This window comes from Ardenticatenales bacterium (genome assembly GCA_020634515.1).
Taxonomy (GTDB): domain Bacteria; phylum Chloroflexota; class Anaerolineae; order Promineifilales; family Promineifilaceae; genus JAGVTM01.
This window is the reverse complement of the sequence record JACKBL010000003.1, coordinates 157009-171982: the sequence shown is the minus strand read 5'-3', so window position 1 is coordinate 171982 and position 14974 is coordinate 157009. Positions and strand designations below refer to the sequence as shown.

Below are 14974 nucleotides of genomic sequence, written 5' to 3'. Positions count from 1 at the left end.
AGAGGCGGAAGTGCTCAATCTTGGGGTGGAAGCCAGTTGCGCAGCCAGGCTTCGAGGTCGGTGGGGCTGTTGACGACGATGGGGATGAAGCGGGTTCCGGGGTAGTGTTGGTGGAACCAGGTGGCGGTGAGCATTTCCGGCCAGTGGTGGGGGTTGATGGCGAGGACATGGCGGTCGGGGAGGTTGCCAATGCCGGCATCATCCGCCGAAAACCCCACCGTATAGCGACCATCAAAACTCCCGCGCGCCGCTGCCGCCAACCACGTCCCATCCGCCGTCGGCGGTAGCAGCACATAAACACGCCGGTAACTTACGCGCGGTTCCCCTCGCGGAGCCTGTTGCGCCGCCACTTCCAGCGGGTCCGGCGGCTCAATGCGTAGCAACTGCTGCGCCAGCAACCGCGCCCCCTGGTCCCCCACAAAGCGCACATCGTATAACCCCGCTTCGTCCACGCGCAAGCGGTACTGCCACGTATGCCGCTCTTGCTCCCGCCGCGCCGCCAACAGCGGCAAATTCTCCCACACCTTCTCCGGTCGCAACACCCAAATCCCCGCGTACACCTGCTCCCGGATCGAGGAAACCGTTATTTCAACATCGTCCCCTGGCTGCGGCTCCTCTGGCTGGAAGCGCAAGTAGGTGTCTCCCTGCCCCACGATGGTGATGCCGCGGCGGTAGCTGCCGATGGGCGTCAGGCGGGCATTGCGCCAGAAGACGCACTGCTGCCGCTTGGGCAGCGCGGGCGCGGACTTGAGATAGATGGTGATGACGTTCGTTTCCGCCTCGAATTCCATCTCCAGCGTGCGCCACTTGCTCAATGGCTGCATCGGTTCATGCCAGATGATCAGCGGGCTGGCGGGATCGAGGCCGCCGGTGGGGTCCACGCCTATCTGCACGTTGACGTCGCTTGGCTCCGCTTTGCTGCCCGGCGTTTCGTCCTCGCTGGACCAGGCCATGGCCTCTATGCTCAGTTCATATAAATTGCCGGCAGCGGCGGGAACCTGCTGAAAAAGGCCGCCCTGGTGCGTGCCCCAGGGGGAGTCTACCTGCTGCACCAGTCGGCCATCGAGGGGGTAGGGGCCGTAGGTGGGGGTGAGGTTTTGCCACAGGGGTTGGGTGCTGCGCTGGGGAATCCACCATGGCGCCCAACCAAACGGGGTTTGCATGGTTGGCTGTTCGCGGTAGGTGACGTAATTGCCGGCAAAGGAGCCGTTTTGCAGAAGGTTGATCTGAGCCATGAGGGAACCAGGAAGCGCCATGTGCCGCGCCTGATTCTTTTTCTCAGGCGCACTACTCCCGGATTTTTAACAAACTGCGGCGCAATCGCAATAGGCTTTTTGACCTGTTGGGGATGGCTTGTTTGTTTAGTGGGAGGGGGGAGAATGCCGGCATTCTTGCTCATTCCAGGCATCAAACCCATTTTGTCAGTCTGCTGCTTTTGGATGGGAACGTGAAAAGAGGGGTTTGGGGAACTCAGGGGGGACCGGCGAGCATTGGCGCAAGTTTCATAACGCCGCGCTCACCTTGCCCCGCCGCTTTGGGCGGGGTCGGATGCCGGCATTGTGTAACCGCAGCATTCGGTCGGTGGCATCAGCGGCCGGGCGAACGCTTGAAATCACGAGATTACGGGTGGGTAAAACTACCTGCAATGCAAATGCGCCGCCGCGGACCCAAACCAATTCCTATTAAACGCAGCATAGCAATGATTTGTTGGGCCGCTGTTTGGTCTGTTCCGTCATTCATTTGCTTGCCGCAAAACTGCATCGACTACACTTTGACTAATGCTGAAACTTTGCCGACGTAACTGCTCTAAATCAGGTCGAATGGTTGGTATCAACCCGGCTTCTTTCGCTTTCAGCAAAATACCAACTGTGCCTATCTTTTGGATACCCAACTGGTTTAGCTTTCGACGCCCCTTTTTTTCATCCATCAGTACCCACGCGGCGCCCATTTCGCGGGCTAATATAATGGTTTCAGCTTCACCCAAATCTAACTCATCTAGCAGAACCTCAACCGCCAAACGGTCCTTAACGTTGACTGTTTCTATCCAACTCGCAACTGAGACTTCCTTTTTTGCGCCACCAACTTCTCGTCCACTGACTGTAGCCTCATCATAGACGGCTTGAGCAATGTAGATTTTGCCAAATATTTGGTGGAGTAAGTTAAACCTTTGAATGGAAGCCAACCCGATCAAAGGGGTCGTGTTGGAAACAACTATCATTACACCTCACTCTCTAAGGCCTCAACTGCCGCAAATTCTTCGGCTAATTCATCTGGCGTATAGTCAATGAAAGCGATTCCGCGTGCCCGGAGCAATGCCAAAAAATCAATCCGGCTCATTTTCAAGAGTTTAGCGGCTTTACCGGATGAAATACGTTCTTCGGTAAACAGTGACAACACCAACCATTCTGTCACACGCCGTTGAACCTCAGCTTGGTTGAGACCAAACTGAAGGAAGGATTTTGGCACTTGAATTTCAAAATTCGTTTCTAACATCTGGACATCTCTCAGGGGCCGTGGCTGTGTTAGGGAAGTTAAGAGAACGGCGCAAAGACCTGTCAAATTGTGTGACCTTCGTCATGCGGTTTGGTCTGGCGGGTCGGCGCAGGTGAATGCCGGCAATTATAGTTATGGTCCGGCAGCGTGGCAAACCGATGGAATGCAAACACGCTCGATGCAGGCAACCCGCAAGAACGACTTGTTTGACGGGGGGATAGCGGGGTGCGCACGATGGATGAGTATAATGCCGGCATGGGGAGATGCCGGCATTCTTGCTCATTCCAGGCATCAAACCCATTTTGTCAGTCTGCTGCTTTTGGATGGGAACGTGAAAAGAGGGGTTTGGGGAACTCAGTTTCCTGACGGGGGACCGGCGAGCATTGGCAGGGATTTCATATTTAGGGAGAAGGACTTCTTACCTGCCCAATTTGAGGAATTTCTTCGTGAAGAATTCGTCGTAGCATAGATTCTGTTACGGGCTTATCGGTTGTCTGACTTAAATACTCGCGGAGGGCTTCATTGATTAACGTTTGATAGCCTGTTCCAGCTTCCTCTGCTCTTGAACGAAATTCTTCAATAATGCTGTCATCAAGGTAAATAGTGATACGGGTTTTCCCTTTACTCGAGAGAATTGCCCCACGCTTACCTTTTGAGAAGTCATATTCATTCTTCATAGTCTTTCACCTCACGACGTGTTGCCCGTCGAACTGATATTAGCCTGATGTCATCATTGCGAAAAGTGTAAACGACAACAAGAATCTGGTTTGCGCTTCCCAAACCTATGGCTATCCACCTGTCTTCCTGCTCAGAATATGGGTCTTCCTGATGTATCGCTAATGGATCGTAGAAAACACCTTCCGCATCAGCAAATGATACCTTGTGCTTTTGGAAATTGCTCTTGGCTTTTGCGGGGTCGAATTGAAATTTCATCCACCCAATTGTATGCATATCATACATACATGTCAATATAGAAAATATGAGTATGCACCGACAGCGCAGCAACCCGCAAGAACGACTTGTTTGACGGGGGGATAGCGGGGTGCGCACGATGGATGAGTATAATGCCGGCATGGGGAGATGCCGGCATTATCGCTCATTCCAGGCGTCAAACCCGCTTTGCCAGTCTTCTGCTTGTGGATGGGAGCGTGAAAAGAGGCATTCGGGGGACTCTGTCTCTCGACTCGTACACGACGGCTTAAATAGACCCATACCTACAGGTACTCCTACCAGATCCGTAACTTGGCAATGTCAGACAGGCAACTACTACGGGTCCATGAACAACGGGAAATAGGAATTGTAGGCCCGTTTACGCCGGGCTGTATTAGGGACTGGCGAGCATTAGCGCAAGACTCAACGCTACCTTCACTTGCCCTGGCGTGGTCGTCCAATGCCTTTGCCATTCACCAAACATCTGACCGTCCGAGGCATCGCGCCAGCGTCAAGTGAAAGGGTTGTTAGGCTTTTTTTCTCTCTGAGTAACAATCCAAATGTCGTCGCCGAATTGACAACGGTTTTGCCTGACCACATTACTGCTGTAAACCCAGTTACAAATCTTCAACAAAAAGACGCGGCTGCAAACTGTAAAGGTCAAGTTGCTTCATATACCGGTCCATTTTGCTTAAGACATAATTGGCTAAAGTGGAAGGGGTTTTGTTCACAGTATAAAACATTTCAACACAAATGATTTTTGACGGATCATGTTTAATCAAGATGTCAGGTCGTATACCTTCCAAAAACGGGTGTGCACATTCTGCAACTATATCCGATTCACTCCACTCCAAACTTTCTCTCAATCCTTGCGCTAAACAATGGTTAATTGGCTGGTCGCTTGTATTTTGGGTGAAATGATTAATCTCCATAAATGGCGTTTCAGCATTTTTGATAGATTGAGCAGATGCACCACTTCGCCGCTTTCCTAATTTTGCTGGTTCCCCCTTTAACTGCCTGACTAGTGGCGAAGATCCCAAAAATCGCTTTGCAATTACAGGCTTCTTCCAGTTTTCAATTGTGTTCGCCCATATTTTGGTTAACAATTCTAAGTCTACACGATAATGTACGCCATGGGCAGCTACGCAAGATACCACAGCATTTGTTGGTAAGAACATTATCTTGGTTCGAAATGCACCCCGAAGGGCAAATTGTAGCCGCCTTGGATTCCAATCGGCAGATCGTTGAGCATTGCCAGACACGTATTCCGAAAGCCGTCTGTAATCAGCATCCCAAGCATCATCGGGCGCGTAAGGTGATTTACGGGCAAATTGACTGACAATTGATTCAGCATCTGGATAACAAACTATAATCCAAACCTCTGTAGGTTTTGGAATCCTTCCGATGATTTGTTCTAGTTCACCACTTTTTTGTTGCCATTCCACTTTAACAGCTTGAAGATAATGCCTTATAGTTCTTCTTGAAATGTTTTCACGTTTCAACCTGTCTGCGATCACCCGCAATTCGTCATCGTTCAAAAGAAAATCATCAAACGAAAAGCCTGGATTCAGGGTGGAAATAGTATCTTTAGCAATCCGAGGGAACTCCTTTATTTGAGGTCCCATAAATTCTAGAATTGGTTCTTGTGAAAAAACTGTACCCGATACAGCAGATGCCAATTCTAGCAATTTCTCCGCATCTTCTTTCTCAGTTACAGGCCAAATGATCAAGACCGGATTCTTCCGCAATAACCCATTTACATTTCTGAAGAATGCACGAATATCTTCCTGTTCTTGACCTGCAAGATTTTCAAGATAGTTGATCACAATCGTGGGAATAGTGTCGGGCTTTTGAGACTTAATTTGTTGTTGAATTATTTTCTGTAACTTCTGGTAAAGTAAGTGGAGCGGTTTAGCCTGCCCCCCAAAAAAATTATTAGCATCAATTTCAATGATGTCAGAAATTGGCAAGTGTTTTCGCCACGTTAAGGAAAGAACGAATGTGGATTTACCTACACCTGGTAAACCAAAAAGCAAGACAATTTTCCCCGAGTTTTTGATAGTTTGAGCAATAAGAGCAAGGCTTTTCTCGGCTTCTTCCACGGGGACTACAAATTGTGACATTTGTGCATAATCATTGCCAAGTTCCTTGACTAAATCTTCGTAAGTATCAGGTAATATAAGCTGCCTTATCTCTTTCATGGTTGTTAGCTGATATGCCTCAATTTACATTTGCCTAACGTATAAGGATTCATACGGCGCGTCCAAAAGGAGCCTGCAAGAACCAGAGGGTGAGCCACCGTAATTGGGGCAAGTATAATGAGGTAGGGTCGCGGGAGCAAAAAAGCGATGCTGTTGGTGTGCATCAGACGCCTGCCGTCCTGTTTGGGAGATGGTCGCCCTCGTTTGGGGTGCTATCTGTTAGAAAACGGGCAGGGGGTGGCGAAATCACGCTTGCTGCCGGCAACCCGCAAGAACGACTTGTTTAACCTGCTGCCGTTTGCCGTCAGTTGCTCTCGTTCGCGCAGGTTGGCGCTGCCGTGCAGGTGGCGGGACCGCTCTGGCAGGCGTAGTTGACGGCCATGCCCAGGAAGGGGGAGGGGTCCAGCGTGTTGGCGATCTCCAGTTCGTTCAAGTAGTGACCGTGGCCGTCGTCGCGCACGATGGAAAAGTGCAGATGCGTCCAGATGCGCCCCCCGGCGGCGCCGTTGTAGTTGCCCGTGTACCCCAGCAGCGTTCCCTGGGGCACGAACAGTTCGCGCGTGCCGGGGGGAAAGGCGGGGTCGATGTAGACAGTCTTGCCCGTGGCGTCGGCCATATGCGTGTAGTACAGCCAGATTTGTTCGTCGGGATTCAATGGATTGCGCGGCACGCGCTGGATCAGGGTGCTGACCCAATCCGCCTCGCGGGTGATGTAGCCGTCGTAGGCGGCGTAGACGGGCGTTGTGCCCGGGTCGCTGTCGCTGAAGATGTCGATGCCTTGATGCCGGTGGGCGGAACTGTAGGGGCCGCGGGGATCTCCGTAGAGCAGGCCGATGAAGCCAGATGCCGGCAAAACAAAAGGCGCACCCGGGCAAGTTTCCCGCTGTACCGTCACCAGCGAGGCGCGCGCGGCGGCGTCCCCCCGCGCCCACAGCACCATCGCGCCGTTGCGCGGGTCGTCGGCTGCCCGGTTCAAATAGAACCACCCTGCCGCGCCCAACAAGAGAAGAACGCCCAATACCACCCCACCTACCACCAAAGGTCGTCGCCACCGCGCAATTGTCATTTTGCCTCAGATTTATTCCCAAGGAATAGCGTGTATTACGGCCATTGTTTCTTCCCGCGGAAAGCGTGTCACGTTGACTCGTGCTTCTATGCTACAATATCCGACGTCGTTTCACGAGGCGTATTGGGTTTCTTCCATCAACCCGTCATTCTTGCATAAACCTTCTCTTTGATTCTATCGTTGAGTTGTCAGGAGAAAAACAGGCAGTTAGATGTGCCTGATCCGCTTCGTTTCACCCCCGAAGAATGACATGAGCGATATAAAGGAGTTCGTGCGCCATGAAAGGCAAGATGATTTTCCCGTTCTTCCTACTCATTTTTTGTTTGTTGGCGGTGCGTACCCATGCTTCCACGGCGGCGCCTCCGCCTGCCTCCCCAGAAACGATCAGCTATGTGGAGTCGTCGGCGGGGCTGGGCGTGCCCGTGATGGAGTCGGGGCGCACGGAACTGGAATTTGGCGACGTGAACGGCGACGGACACCCGGACCTGCTCTCCATTGGCGACCACGGTTCCCCCTTCATCAACACGGGCGAGCATGGCATCATGGTCTGGTTTGGCGATGGCGCGGGCGCGTGGTCGGTGTTCCAATATGGCGACTTCGGCTATGGCGGCCTGGCTGTGGGCGACGTGAACAATGATGGCGACCTGGATGTGGGGTATGGGATGCACCACAACTATTCAGGCACGGATCTGGGCGACCAGATTCTGGAGGTGGCCCTGGGGGATGGCACGGGCCAGAACTGGATGGCTTGGGATGATGGCCTGGCGACGAATGGGGAGACGTGGGGGATGTTCGGTACCGATTTTGCCGACGTGGATAACGATGGCGACCTGGACCTGGCTTCCGCTTCGTTTGGCTGCTGCGCCGGCGTGCATGTCTATTTGAACCAGGGGGATGGGACGTGGACGCAGAGTTTTGGCTATCTGGGTGGCAATTCGGACATGGACATGACGTTTGGGGATGTCAATGGGGATGGGCTGGCCGATTTCGCCACGGCGAACCAGAATGGGACGGTGTATGTGGGGGATGGGAGCGGTGGATTCACGCCGGCAGATGGGAATTTGCCGCCGGGTGGTGCGTTGGGGCGTACGGGGATTGATCTGGGGGATGTGAATGGGGATGGGGGAGATGAGTTGTCGTTTTGTAATGGAAGCGGTGGCATTGAGGTGTGGGGGATGGTGGCGGAGGGGGTGTGGCAGTCGTTGTCGAGTGGATTGCCGGCATCTGCCTGGTGTGAAGCGACGCAGTTGCAGGACATGAACGTGGACGGCTTCGTCGATGTGGCGGCAGCCGGTGAGGGGCATGTGGGTGTGTGGTTGGGGAATAATGCCGGCACTTGGATCCCCGTCGCCACCTTCACCCTCCCCACGCCCGGCTACATCGAAGCCTTCCGCGTTGGTCCCGACGCCGACCACAACGGCTACCCCGACATCGCCCTCATTTCCGACGAAGGCAACTGGCCCAACGACCGCAACCATCCCCACTTCTTCAAAGAAGCCTCCGTTCCCGCCGCACTCACCATCTCCCCCCTATCACCGCGACCGGGAGCCACCCTGCGCGCCGGCGCGGTCCACTTTATTGATTGGGTCAGCGCCGTGCCCGCCCAGGCCGCCTCCAGCGTCACATTGGAACTATCCCTCAACGGCCCCAACGGTCCCTGGACGCCCATCGCCGCCGACCTGCCCAACAACGGGCGGGCGCAGTGGCGGCTGCCTCCCGACCTGCCCGCAACGGACAATGCCTACGTGCGCTACACCGTCACCACCGCCGGCGGCAGCGCCAGCGGCACGACACCTGCGCCCTTCACCATCATTGGCGCGCCCGTCACGGACACGATGCACATTTATGGCATCTGGCTGGCCGGGCGGACGCTGCCCAATGGCGCCATCGCCTTCTCCCTGGTGCGCGTGAATGATGCCGACGGCGGCCCCGTAGCCGGCGCCGCCGTTTCCGTGGCCCTCACCACGCCCACGGGGCAGGTGCGACACAAGCAGGCCCTCACCGCCGCCAATGGCTTCGCCTGGTTCTACGTCTGGTCCGCCAGCGGGGGCGCGTGGACCACCTGCGTCGAGGATGTGAGCCAGCCCGCTTACGTTTACGATCCCAACCAAAACAACGAGACGTGCGATACGCTCGTTTTTCCATGAAAATGGGCATGGCCTGGGCGGATGACCCGACCCAAACCATGCCCCCGTGAACTATTCCAGCGTTTCCAGGCTCAACTCTTCGCCGGGGCGAATCAGTTTGTCGTAGGTGTCGAACCGGCGCGTAACGGCCATGCCGGCTTTTTCGTACAAACGGGTTGCGCCGGTGAGGCTGCCGGCATCCACGCCGAGACCGACGCGCTGTTTGCCGCGTGCGTACATTTCGACGAACGAATACTGTAGGAGAGCCAGCCCCAGCCCTTGCCGCCGCCAGGGACGACGCACGCCGAGTATGCCGACCCAACCCAGGTTTTCATCTTCGGGTAGACGGGGGGAGCAGAGGCTAATGCCGGCAATTTCCTCCCCATCCATCGCCAAAAACCACAGCGCCGGATCAAAATCCTTGTCCGTCTCCATCATGTGCCGCCACCGCGCCAGCACCTTCTCCTCCGATTCCGGCACATGACCCCAATGATCGCTGAAAGACTCTTCCACCGCCTGGAAAATGGCGCGCAGATCAGGTCGTTCCACCAGGGTACGCACCACGATGTGCGGCGGGAACCGCGGCGGCGCGGGCGGCTGCTCCAGGTCAATTACCATGCGATAGAAGTGGCGGACCATCTTCATCCCGCGCGCCTCGAACAACGCCTTTGTCGGCTGATACGTACTCACGCAGCCGGCGCGCACGCTGAACAGCGCATGTGCCGGGAGGCGGCTCAACGCCTGCCGCGCGCGCGCCTCCGCCCAATCCAGCAGGTACGAACCGATGCCCAACCCTTCGTAATCCGGGTGGACGCGGCCCCATAACCACGGATGAACCGGCGTTTCCGCGACATCCCACACTTCCATATACCCCACAATCATCCCTTCCGGGGACAAGACCACCTGCGAACTTCGCTCCAGATCGAATCCGGGCGTTTGCCATTCCACATAGGTCTCTTCCAGGTCGAACTCCTCGTAGCCAATCTGGGCCACGGCGCTGGCGTTGAGCAGTTCCGTGACCGCGGGCGCATCCGCCATTGTCGCCGGGCGGGCGCCAAAGCCTTTTGGCAGTTCACCGGTCAATACTTCTTCCGTGAAAACATCTAGCATGATAACATCTCCTCATGTGCTGTCGTCGTCAACCACGACGCTCAGAAGACTCAACTGCGCGAGCAAGTCCACATCTGACGTGAAATGAACGGCAGCCAGGCCCACAGCCCGCGCGCCGGCCACGTTGGCTGCCATATCGTCAATAAAAACGGCCTCTTGCGGCCCGCATCCTATCCGGCTCAGCGCCCGTTCAAAAATACGCGCATCCGGCTTCATGATTCCCTCCTCGGCGGACACCACGATTTCGTCAAAAGCATCGGCAATCGGATACTGCGTATGCAGCACATGGCGCAGGCCATCAAAAGCATTGCTGATAATGCCTGTCCGGTAGCCGCGCCGCAGGCGGCGAATATCGCGTACCAGGCCGCTATCCAGCCGGTCGCCGGCCCAAAAGTCGCGGCGAAACTGGTCCAGGTCCGCCGCGGGCAGTTGCAGCGTGTGCCCAACCCATTGCCAATGCGCTTCTTCCGTTACCTCGCCTCGTTGGGCCATGTGCCCACGTTCGCTGTTCAGGACGAGCGCTTCCAATCCACCTGGGGGCAGCCCCAGACGTTTCTCCCAGCGCTGCCGCGGACCCTGGTCAAACGTGCGCAGCAGCACCCCACCGACATCAAAAAGAATGGCTTTTATCATATTTCCCTCTGTGGTTAGAAAAGTTGACGATTGTTTAGATTGGTTCATTCTCGGAGAAAGGTACTGCCAGGCCAGATTGGACCAATTTTCTCTGGTGAAATCGGTCAATCTCCAGAGAGCGTTAGTAGTTACCAAGAATGAACAAATCTTGAGGAACCGGGGCAACAAAAAAGGACGTGAGCCGTGCCCACGTCCTTCTGGTTCCGCGCCAACCGGGTGCGGAGAAAAGAAAAAGGCCGCAGGCAATGGTTGCGCTGCGGCCTGAGAGTTGTTGTTGCAAGTTATGTCAACTGTCAGGATGCAGACGCACGCCCGGATCGACGGCTCCGCCGCCATATCCGCTGATGTTGCTGATTGCTTGGATAGTGATCATCATAGCGTGCTTCTCCTGTCGTGATAGTCGCTCACTCTTGAGCGCCGCAAAAAATGTAGCACAGGCGGCAAAAAGTGTCAAGCATTGTAATTTAAGAATCCCCTTTGCAGTCTGGCTGGATTGCATTATGATTCCTCGTGTTGCAGGCGCGGCACGCCTGGGCGCGCCGCGCCCGCGCCGGATAACAGAAAAGTCACTCCTTACCTGAACATTGCCATGAAACAAGTCTGGATCACCAAAGCCGGTCCCCCAGAAGTGCTAAAGTTGCAAGAAGCGCCCGATCCTGTTCCGCGCACGGGGGAGGTGCGCTTGCGCGTGGAGGCCAGCGGCGTCAACTTCGCGGACATTCTGGGGCGCATGGGGGTTTATCCTGATGCCCCCGCCATTCCCTACGTGCCCGGTTATGAAGTGGCGGGCACGATTGATCTCCTCGGCCAGGGCGTCACCGGATTAAAGGAGGGGGAAAAGGTGATGGCGCTGACCCATTTTGGCGGCTACAGTGACGTGGTTTGCGTGCCCTATCGCCACGTTTTCACACGCCTGGAGTGGATGAGCGCCGCCGATGCCGCCGCGCTGCCCTTGAACTACCTGACGGCTTATTTGATGCTCGTCGTGATGGGATCCCTTCGTGCCGGCAGTCGTGTCCTGATTCATGGCGCGGGCGGCGGCGTGGGATTGGCGGCGCTGGACATTTGCCGCATTCTGGGCGCGCAGACCTATGGCACGGCGTCCCCAGGAAAGCACCCGTTCTTGCGCGAACGCGGCCTGACGCACGCCCTGGATTACGTCAGCCCTGATTATGAGCAGGCGCTGATGGACCTGACCGGCGGAGCGGGGGTGGACATTGTGCTGGAGCCGCAGGGGGGGCCGCACTGGCGCAAGAATTACGGTTTGCTGGCCCCTACCGGGCGCGTGATCTATTTCGGCATCAGTTATGTGGCTGCCGGCAAAAAACGCTCCCTGCGCCAGATGTTCAACCTGCTACGCAACCTTCCCTTCTTCACGCCCATCAAGCTGATCAACGAAAACAAGGGTGTGATGGGCTTCAACCTGGTGCATTTGTGGGACGAAGTGGACCTGCTGCGAGCGGCCATGGCCCAGATCATCGACTGGTACGACGCCGCCCTCTTCCGCCCGCACATCGACCGTTCCTTCCGCTTCCACGAAGCCGACGCCGCCCATCACTTCATTCAGGACAGACAAAACACAGGCAAAGTCCTGCTGCTACCCCAATGAGCGGCAAGTGGTGAGCATGCCCGCAAAACCCCGCCCACCAACCGCCCCTCCTACCTCATACCTCCTCCCTCCGCTTCCCCATTGCCGCGCCGACGCCGGCCAGCAACAGGCCGCCCAACAAAAGGGCTATCAGCGCCGGGGCAATAGGTGCACCGGCTTCGGGGAGGAGGGTTGCGCCGCCGCCGCTGCCGGCATTTGCCAGGCAGAAATCAACCCCCAAAGCCACCTTACGCCCATCCTCATTCACCAACGTGACGGCAATTGGGTCGGTGGAAGAAACCACCCAACCCGCCGGCGGTTCCGCACTGACCTCCCACGTACCAAAGCCCACGGCAACGAGACCGTAGGTTCCATTCTCGCCAGATTGCAGGTAAATGGCATCTCCGCCGCTGCTGGTGAAACGGATGGGAATGCCGGCAATCACCGCATCCCCCACGCCGCACTTCCCATCAAAATTCACATCTTCGTACACCGTGCCCCGGATCGACCCATTGGCCGGGGCGGTATCCGTGCCCGTGTTCCCCGTGGGGGGAATGGTAGTGGGTGTCGGGCGCGGGTCTTGGGCAAAGGCCGTGCCGGCAAAAACCAACCACACCGTCAAAATCAACACACTTGCTTTTAACTTCATCATCATAAAACCTCCTGCGAAAATATCCTGTAGGGCGAGTTTCTAACTCGTCTCTTTCAAGGGTAAGACGTGGAAAACGCGGATAAAAGAAGCCGTGGATCGTGAATAGCGGTCAGAAGCGCGTTTTTTGATTTTCGTTGGTAACGGCTAAGCCAGATTGGACCAATTTCTAGAGAGCGTTAGTGGTTACTTTCGTTGACTGTTAATCGTCGATTGCTGACGGCCGACGCGCCAGCCCATCAAGGCGTCTCCGCCGCCGGCCGCGCCACCACCACCAGCCGGTGCGAATTGCCCGTATAAGGCCAACACGTAATCAGCGTCAACCGCTCATCCGCCGTTGGCTCAATCCAGCGCGCATTCTCCAGGCGCGTGGCCGTCGTTTCCCCGCGCTCCGGCAGCCGCAGCGTCTCGCTCACCACAAACCGGTACACCGTCTCCCCGGCATAGGCCACAATCTCATCCCCCGCCTCCAGGTCAGCCAGATGGCGGAAAACCTCTCCGTAAATGTTGTGATGCCCGTTGAGAACGGTATTCCCGCCCGCGCCCAACACGGCGCTGGTGTCGTGCCAGCCAACCACGGGCGCATTAGGCACATTCCATTGCAAATAGGTCTGCCCGCCTGCCCGCACCGTGGTCACGCCAATCGCCGCCACCGGCGCATCCAGGCCAATGCGTGGGATCGACAGGCGCGTGGGCTGGTTGGGCAGCGCCGCGCGCGCCACCAGCCGGGGAGCCAGGTCCGCCGCCGCCAGCGAGGGAAGTTCGCCGCGCGCCGGGGTCTCCGGCAGGAAAACGCCGCCGCGCCATGCCTCCGCCTCCAGCGCCGTTGTCGCCAGGGGCATGGGCGTGGGCAGCGTGACGGGGGTGGCATACGCGGGGACGATGGCCAGCGCCAATCGTTGTGGCAAATCGACCGGCGCCAGCGCCCACAGCAGGATGGCCGTCAGCGCCATCATCAACCCGATGATGACCAGGGCCGCGCCCAGGGGAATGCGTGGGGGGGGGGAATGGGTCTTTTTCCGCGTCGGTGTCATGCAGCTTCCCTCGGTCGTGGCAATCAACAGGGTTGCGCCTCAAGTATAAAAGATGACAAACGTTATGGAAAGTCGCCCAATCGTCCTATGCGCCGTTCCCAAAAGGCGCGTTTTCATCGCCGGTTTGATGATCTGGCCAGGCGGCGCGCAGGAGTGCCGGCATTATCTCTCCCGCGGGGCCATCCAACCACAAAGAAGCATACGGCGTCAGGGGGGTCTGTTGCGGATTGACTTCTACCAGGAAGTGACCGTTCTCGGCGGCGGCCAGCGGCAGCGCGGCGGCGGGGTAAACCAGCGCCGATGTGCCAATGGAGAAGAAGATGTCGCACGTTTTGGCGGCGTGCATGGCCTGGGAGATGTTAAATGCCGGCAGCGACTCGCCAAACCACACCACATCCGGGCGCAGCAAACTGCCACAAACCGGGCAGCGCGGCGGCGGAGCATTCGTCTCCGCCCAATCCGTCACCGGATGGCGGTTCTCAAAACAAATCGTGCGCGTGATATTCCCATGCAACTCAATCACCGCCGGACTCCCCGCGCGCTGGTGCAAGTTATCGATATTCTGCGTGATCAGCGTCAGCCGTGGCGTCACGGCCGCCAGCGCCGCCAGCGCCCGGTGTCCCGCATTCGGCTCCGCCGCCAGCACCAGCCCCCGCCGCCACGTATACCATTCCCACACCAGGCGCGGGTCGCGCCGGAAAGCTTGCGGCGTCGCCAGTTCCTGCGGGTCATACTGCGCCCACAGCCCTGTTTGCGCCTCGCGGAACGTAGGAATGCCCGACTCCGCCGAAATGCCCGCCCCCGTCAGCACCGCCACATGCCGCGCTGCCCGCAGCGTTGTCAAAAGCGAATCCGGAAACTTCATATGATCCTCCCCTTTGTAGGACGCGCATAAACGCGGAAAATGCGGATGGGAAAGAAACGGCGCCCAAAGTGAATCATGGCCGTTGGTCAAATGCGCGTTGTTCGTTTTCCGTTGACGGTTGATTGTTCATTGTTCCAAAGCAGTCTATCATACAATAGTCAGGCGCGCTGCCTGCCAGGTTATTTAGATTGGTTCATTCTGCGTAACTACTAGCGCTCTCTGGAGACTGGACCCATTTCGCCAGAGAAAATTGCCCCAATCTGGCTTGGCAGTTACTCT

General features: G+C 56.8%; 14 protein-coding genes. 2 read left to right on the top strand and 12 right to left on the bottom strand.

The window, feature by feature from the left end:
• Positions 1-14: 14 nt before the first annotated feature.
• The 7 genes from H6650_09665 to H6650_09635 form a co-directional block, all read right to left on the bottom strand.
• Positions 15-1256, bottom strand: coding sequence for a hypothetical protein (locus H6650_09665; GenBank protein MCB8952265.1), 1242 nt, complete (start codon positions 1254-1256; stop codon positions 15-17).
• 476 nt (positions 1257-1732) lie between these two features.
• Positions 1733-2218: a DUF3368 domain-containing protein gene (locus H6650_09660; GenBank protein ID MCB8952264.1), complete on the bottom strand. Its 486-nt coding sequence runs from the start codon at positions 2216-2218 to the stop codon at positions 1733-1735.
• A complete protein-coding gene (locus tag H6650_09655) occupies positions 2218-2493 on the bottom strand; it encodes a UPF0175 family protein (protein ID MCB8952263.1) in 276 nt (91 codons plus the stop codon). Before H6650_09655 ends, H6650_09660 begins: the two co-directional genes overlap by 1 nt.
• Positions 2494-2894: 401 nt before the next feature.
• Positions 2895-3170: a BrnA antitoxin family protein gene (locus H6650_09650; GenBank protein ID MCB8952262.1), complete on the bottom strand. Its 276-nt coding sequence runs from the start codon at positions 3168-3170 to the stop codon at positions 2895-2897.
• Positions 3160-3426 (bottom strand): BrnT family toxin, encoded by a 267-nt coding sequence (locus tag H6650_09645; GenBank protein MCB8952261.1) that lies wholly within the window; start codon positions 3424-3426, stop codon positions 3160-3162. Before H6650_09645 ends, H6650_09650 begins: the two co-directional genes overlap by 11 nt.
• Positions 3427-4040: 614 nt before the next feature.
• A complete protein-coding gene (locus H6650_09640; protein MCB8952260.1) occupies positions 4041-5624 on the bottom strand; it encodes an ATP-binding protein in 1584 nt (527 codons plus the stop codon).
• Between the two features lie 304 nt (positions 5625-5928).
• A complete protein-coding gene (locus H6650_09635; protein MCB8952259.1) occupies positions 5929-6690 on the bottom strand; it encodes a hypothetical protein in 762 nt (253 codons plus the stop codon).
• A gap of 278 nt (positions 6691-6968) precedes the next feature.
• On the opposite strand from H6650_09635, the gene H6650_09630 reads away from it, so the two are divergent.
• Positions 6969-8837, top strand: coding sequence for a VCBS repeat-containing protein (locus H6650_09630; GenBank protein ID MCB8952258.1), 1869 nt, complete (start codon positions 6969-6971; stop codon positions 8835-8837).
• Positions 8838-8888: 51 nt separating this feature from the next.
• Here H6650_09630 and H6650_09625 read toward each other — a convergent pair whose 3' ends face one another.
• Together H6650_09625 and H6650_09620 are read right to left on the bottom strand one after the other, a co-directional pair.
• A complete protein-coding gene (locus tag H6650_09625) occupies positions 8889-9926 on the bottom strand; it encodes a GNAT family N-acetyltransferase (GenBank protein MCB8952257.1) in 1038 nt (345 codons plus the stop codon).
• Between the two features lie 12 nt (positions 9927-9938).
• Positions 9939-10559 carry an HAD family phosphatase gene (locus H6650_09620; protein MCB8952256.1) on the bottom strand — a complete coding sequence of 207 codons (621 nt, stop codon included), beginning with the start codon at positions 10557-10559 and terminating at the stop codon, positions 9939-9941.
• A 589-nt stretch (positions 10560-11148) separates the two neighbouring features.
• On the opposite strand from H6650_09620, the gene H6650_09615 reads away from it, so the two are divergent.
• Complete coding sequence (locus tag H6650_09615; protein MCB8952255.1) at positions 11149-12168, top strand: zinc-binding dehydrogenase; 1020 nt, start codon at positions 11149-11151, stop codon at positions 12166-12168.
• A gap of 55 nt (positions 12169-12223) precedes the next feature.
• On the opposite strand, the gene H6650_09610 is transcribed toward H6650_09615, so the two are convergent.
• The 3 genes from H6650_09610 to H6650_09600 form a co-directional block, all read right to left on the bottom strand.
• Positions 12224-12802: a hypothetical protein gene (locus H6650_09610; protein ID MCB8952254.1), complete on the bottom strand. Its 579-nt coding sequence runs from the start codon at positions 12800-12802 to the stop codon at positions 12224-12226.
• A 233-nt stretch (positions 12803-13035) separates the two neighbouring features.
• Positions 13036-13830 carry a sortase gene (locus H6650_09605; GenBank protein ID MCB8952253.1) on the bottom strand — a complete coding sequence of 265 codons (795 nt, stop codon included), beginning with the start codon at positions 13828-13830 and terminating at the stop codon, positions 13036-13038.
• A gap of 85 nt (positions 13831-13915) precedes the next feature.
• Positions 13916-14695 carry an NAD-dependent deacylase gene (locus H6650_09600; protein ID MCB8952252.1) on the bottom strand — a complete coding sequence of 260 codons (780 nt, stop codon included), beginning with the start codon at positions 14693-14695 and terminating at the stop codon, positions 13916-13918.
• Positions 14696-14974: the final 279 nt, after the last annotated feature.

What these genes read in the sequence shown, in the direction of transcription:
- H6650_09665 (MCB8952265.1), bottom strand. Translation starts at nt 1,256, where the DNA reads ATGGCGCTTCCTGGTTCCCTCATGGCTCAGATCAACCTTCTGCAAAAC.
- H6650_09660 (MCB8952264.1), bottom strand. Translation starts at nt 2,218, where the DNA reads ATGATAGTTGTTTCCAACACGACCCCTTTGATCGGGTTGGCTTCCATT.
- H6650_09655 (MCB8952263.1), bottom strand. Translation starts at nt 2,493, where the DNA reads ATGTTAGAAACGAATTTTGAAATTCAAGTGCCAAAATCCTTCCTTCAG.
- H6650_09650 (MCB8952262.1), bottom strand. Translation starts at nt 3,170, where the DNA reads ATGAAGAATGAATATGACTTCTCAAAAGGTAAGCGTGGGGCAATTCTC.
- H6650_09645 (MCB8952261.1), bottom strand. Translation starts at nt 3,426, where the DNA reads ATGAAATTTCAATTCGACCCCGCAAAAGCCAAGAGCAATTTCCAAAAG.
- H6650_09640 (MCB8952260.1), bottom strand. Translation starts at nt 5,624, where the DNA reads ATGAAAGAGATAAGGCAGCTTATATTACCTGATACTTACGAAGATTTA.
- H6650_09635 (MCB8952259.1), bottom strand. Translation starts at nt 6,690, where the DNA reads ATGACAATTGCGCGGTGGCGACGACCTTTGGTGGTAGGTGGGGTGGTA.
- H6650_09630 (MCB8952258.1), top strand. Translation starts at nt 6,969, where the DNA reads ATGAAAGGCAAGATGATTTTCCCGTTCTTCCTACTCATTTTTTGTTTG.
- H6650_09625 (MCB8952257.1), bottom strand. Translation starts at nt 9,926, where the DNA reads ATGCTAGATGTTTTCACGGAAGAAGTATTGACCGGTGAACTGCCAAAA.
- H6650_09620 (MCB8952256.1), bottom strand. Translation starts at nt 10,559, where the DNA reads ATGATAAAAGCCATTCTTTTTGATGTCGGTGGGGTGCTGCTGCGCACG.
- H6650_09615 (MCB8952255.1), top strand. Translation starts at nt 11,149, where the DNA reads ATGAAACAAGTCTGGATCACCAAAGCCGGTCCCCCAGAAGTGCTAAAG.
- H6650_09610 (MCB8952254.1), bottom strand. Translation starts at nt 12,802, where the DNA reads ATGATGATGAAGTTAAAAGCAAGTGTGTTGATTTTGACGGTGTGGTTG.
- H6650_09605 (MCB8952253.1), bottom strand. Translation starts at nt 13,830, where the DNA reads ATGACACCGACGCGGAAAAAGACCCATTCCCCCCCCCCACGCATTCCC.
- H6650_09600 (MCB8952252.1), bottom strand. Translation starts at nt 14,695, where the DNA reads ATGAAGTTTCCGGATTCGCTTTTGACAACGCTGCGGGCAGCGCGGCAT.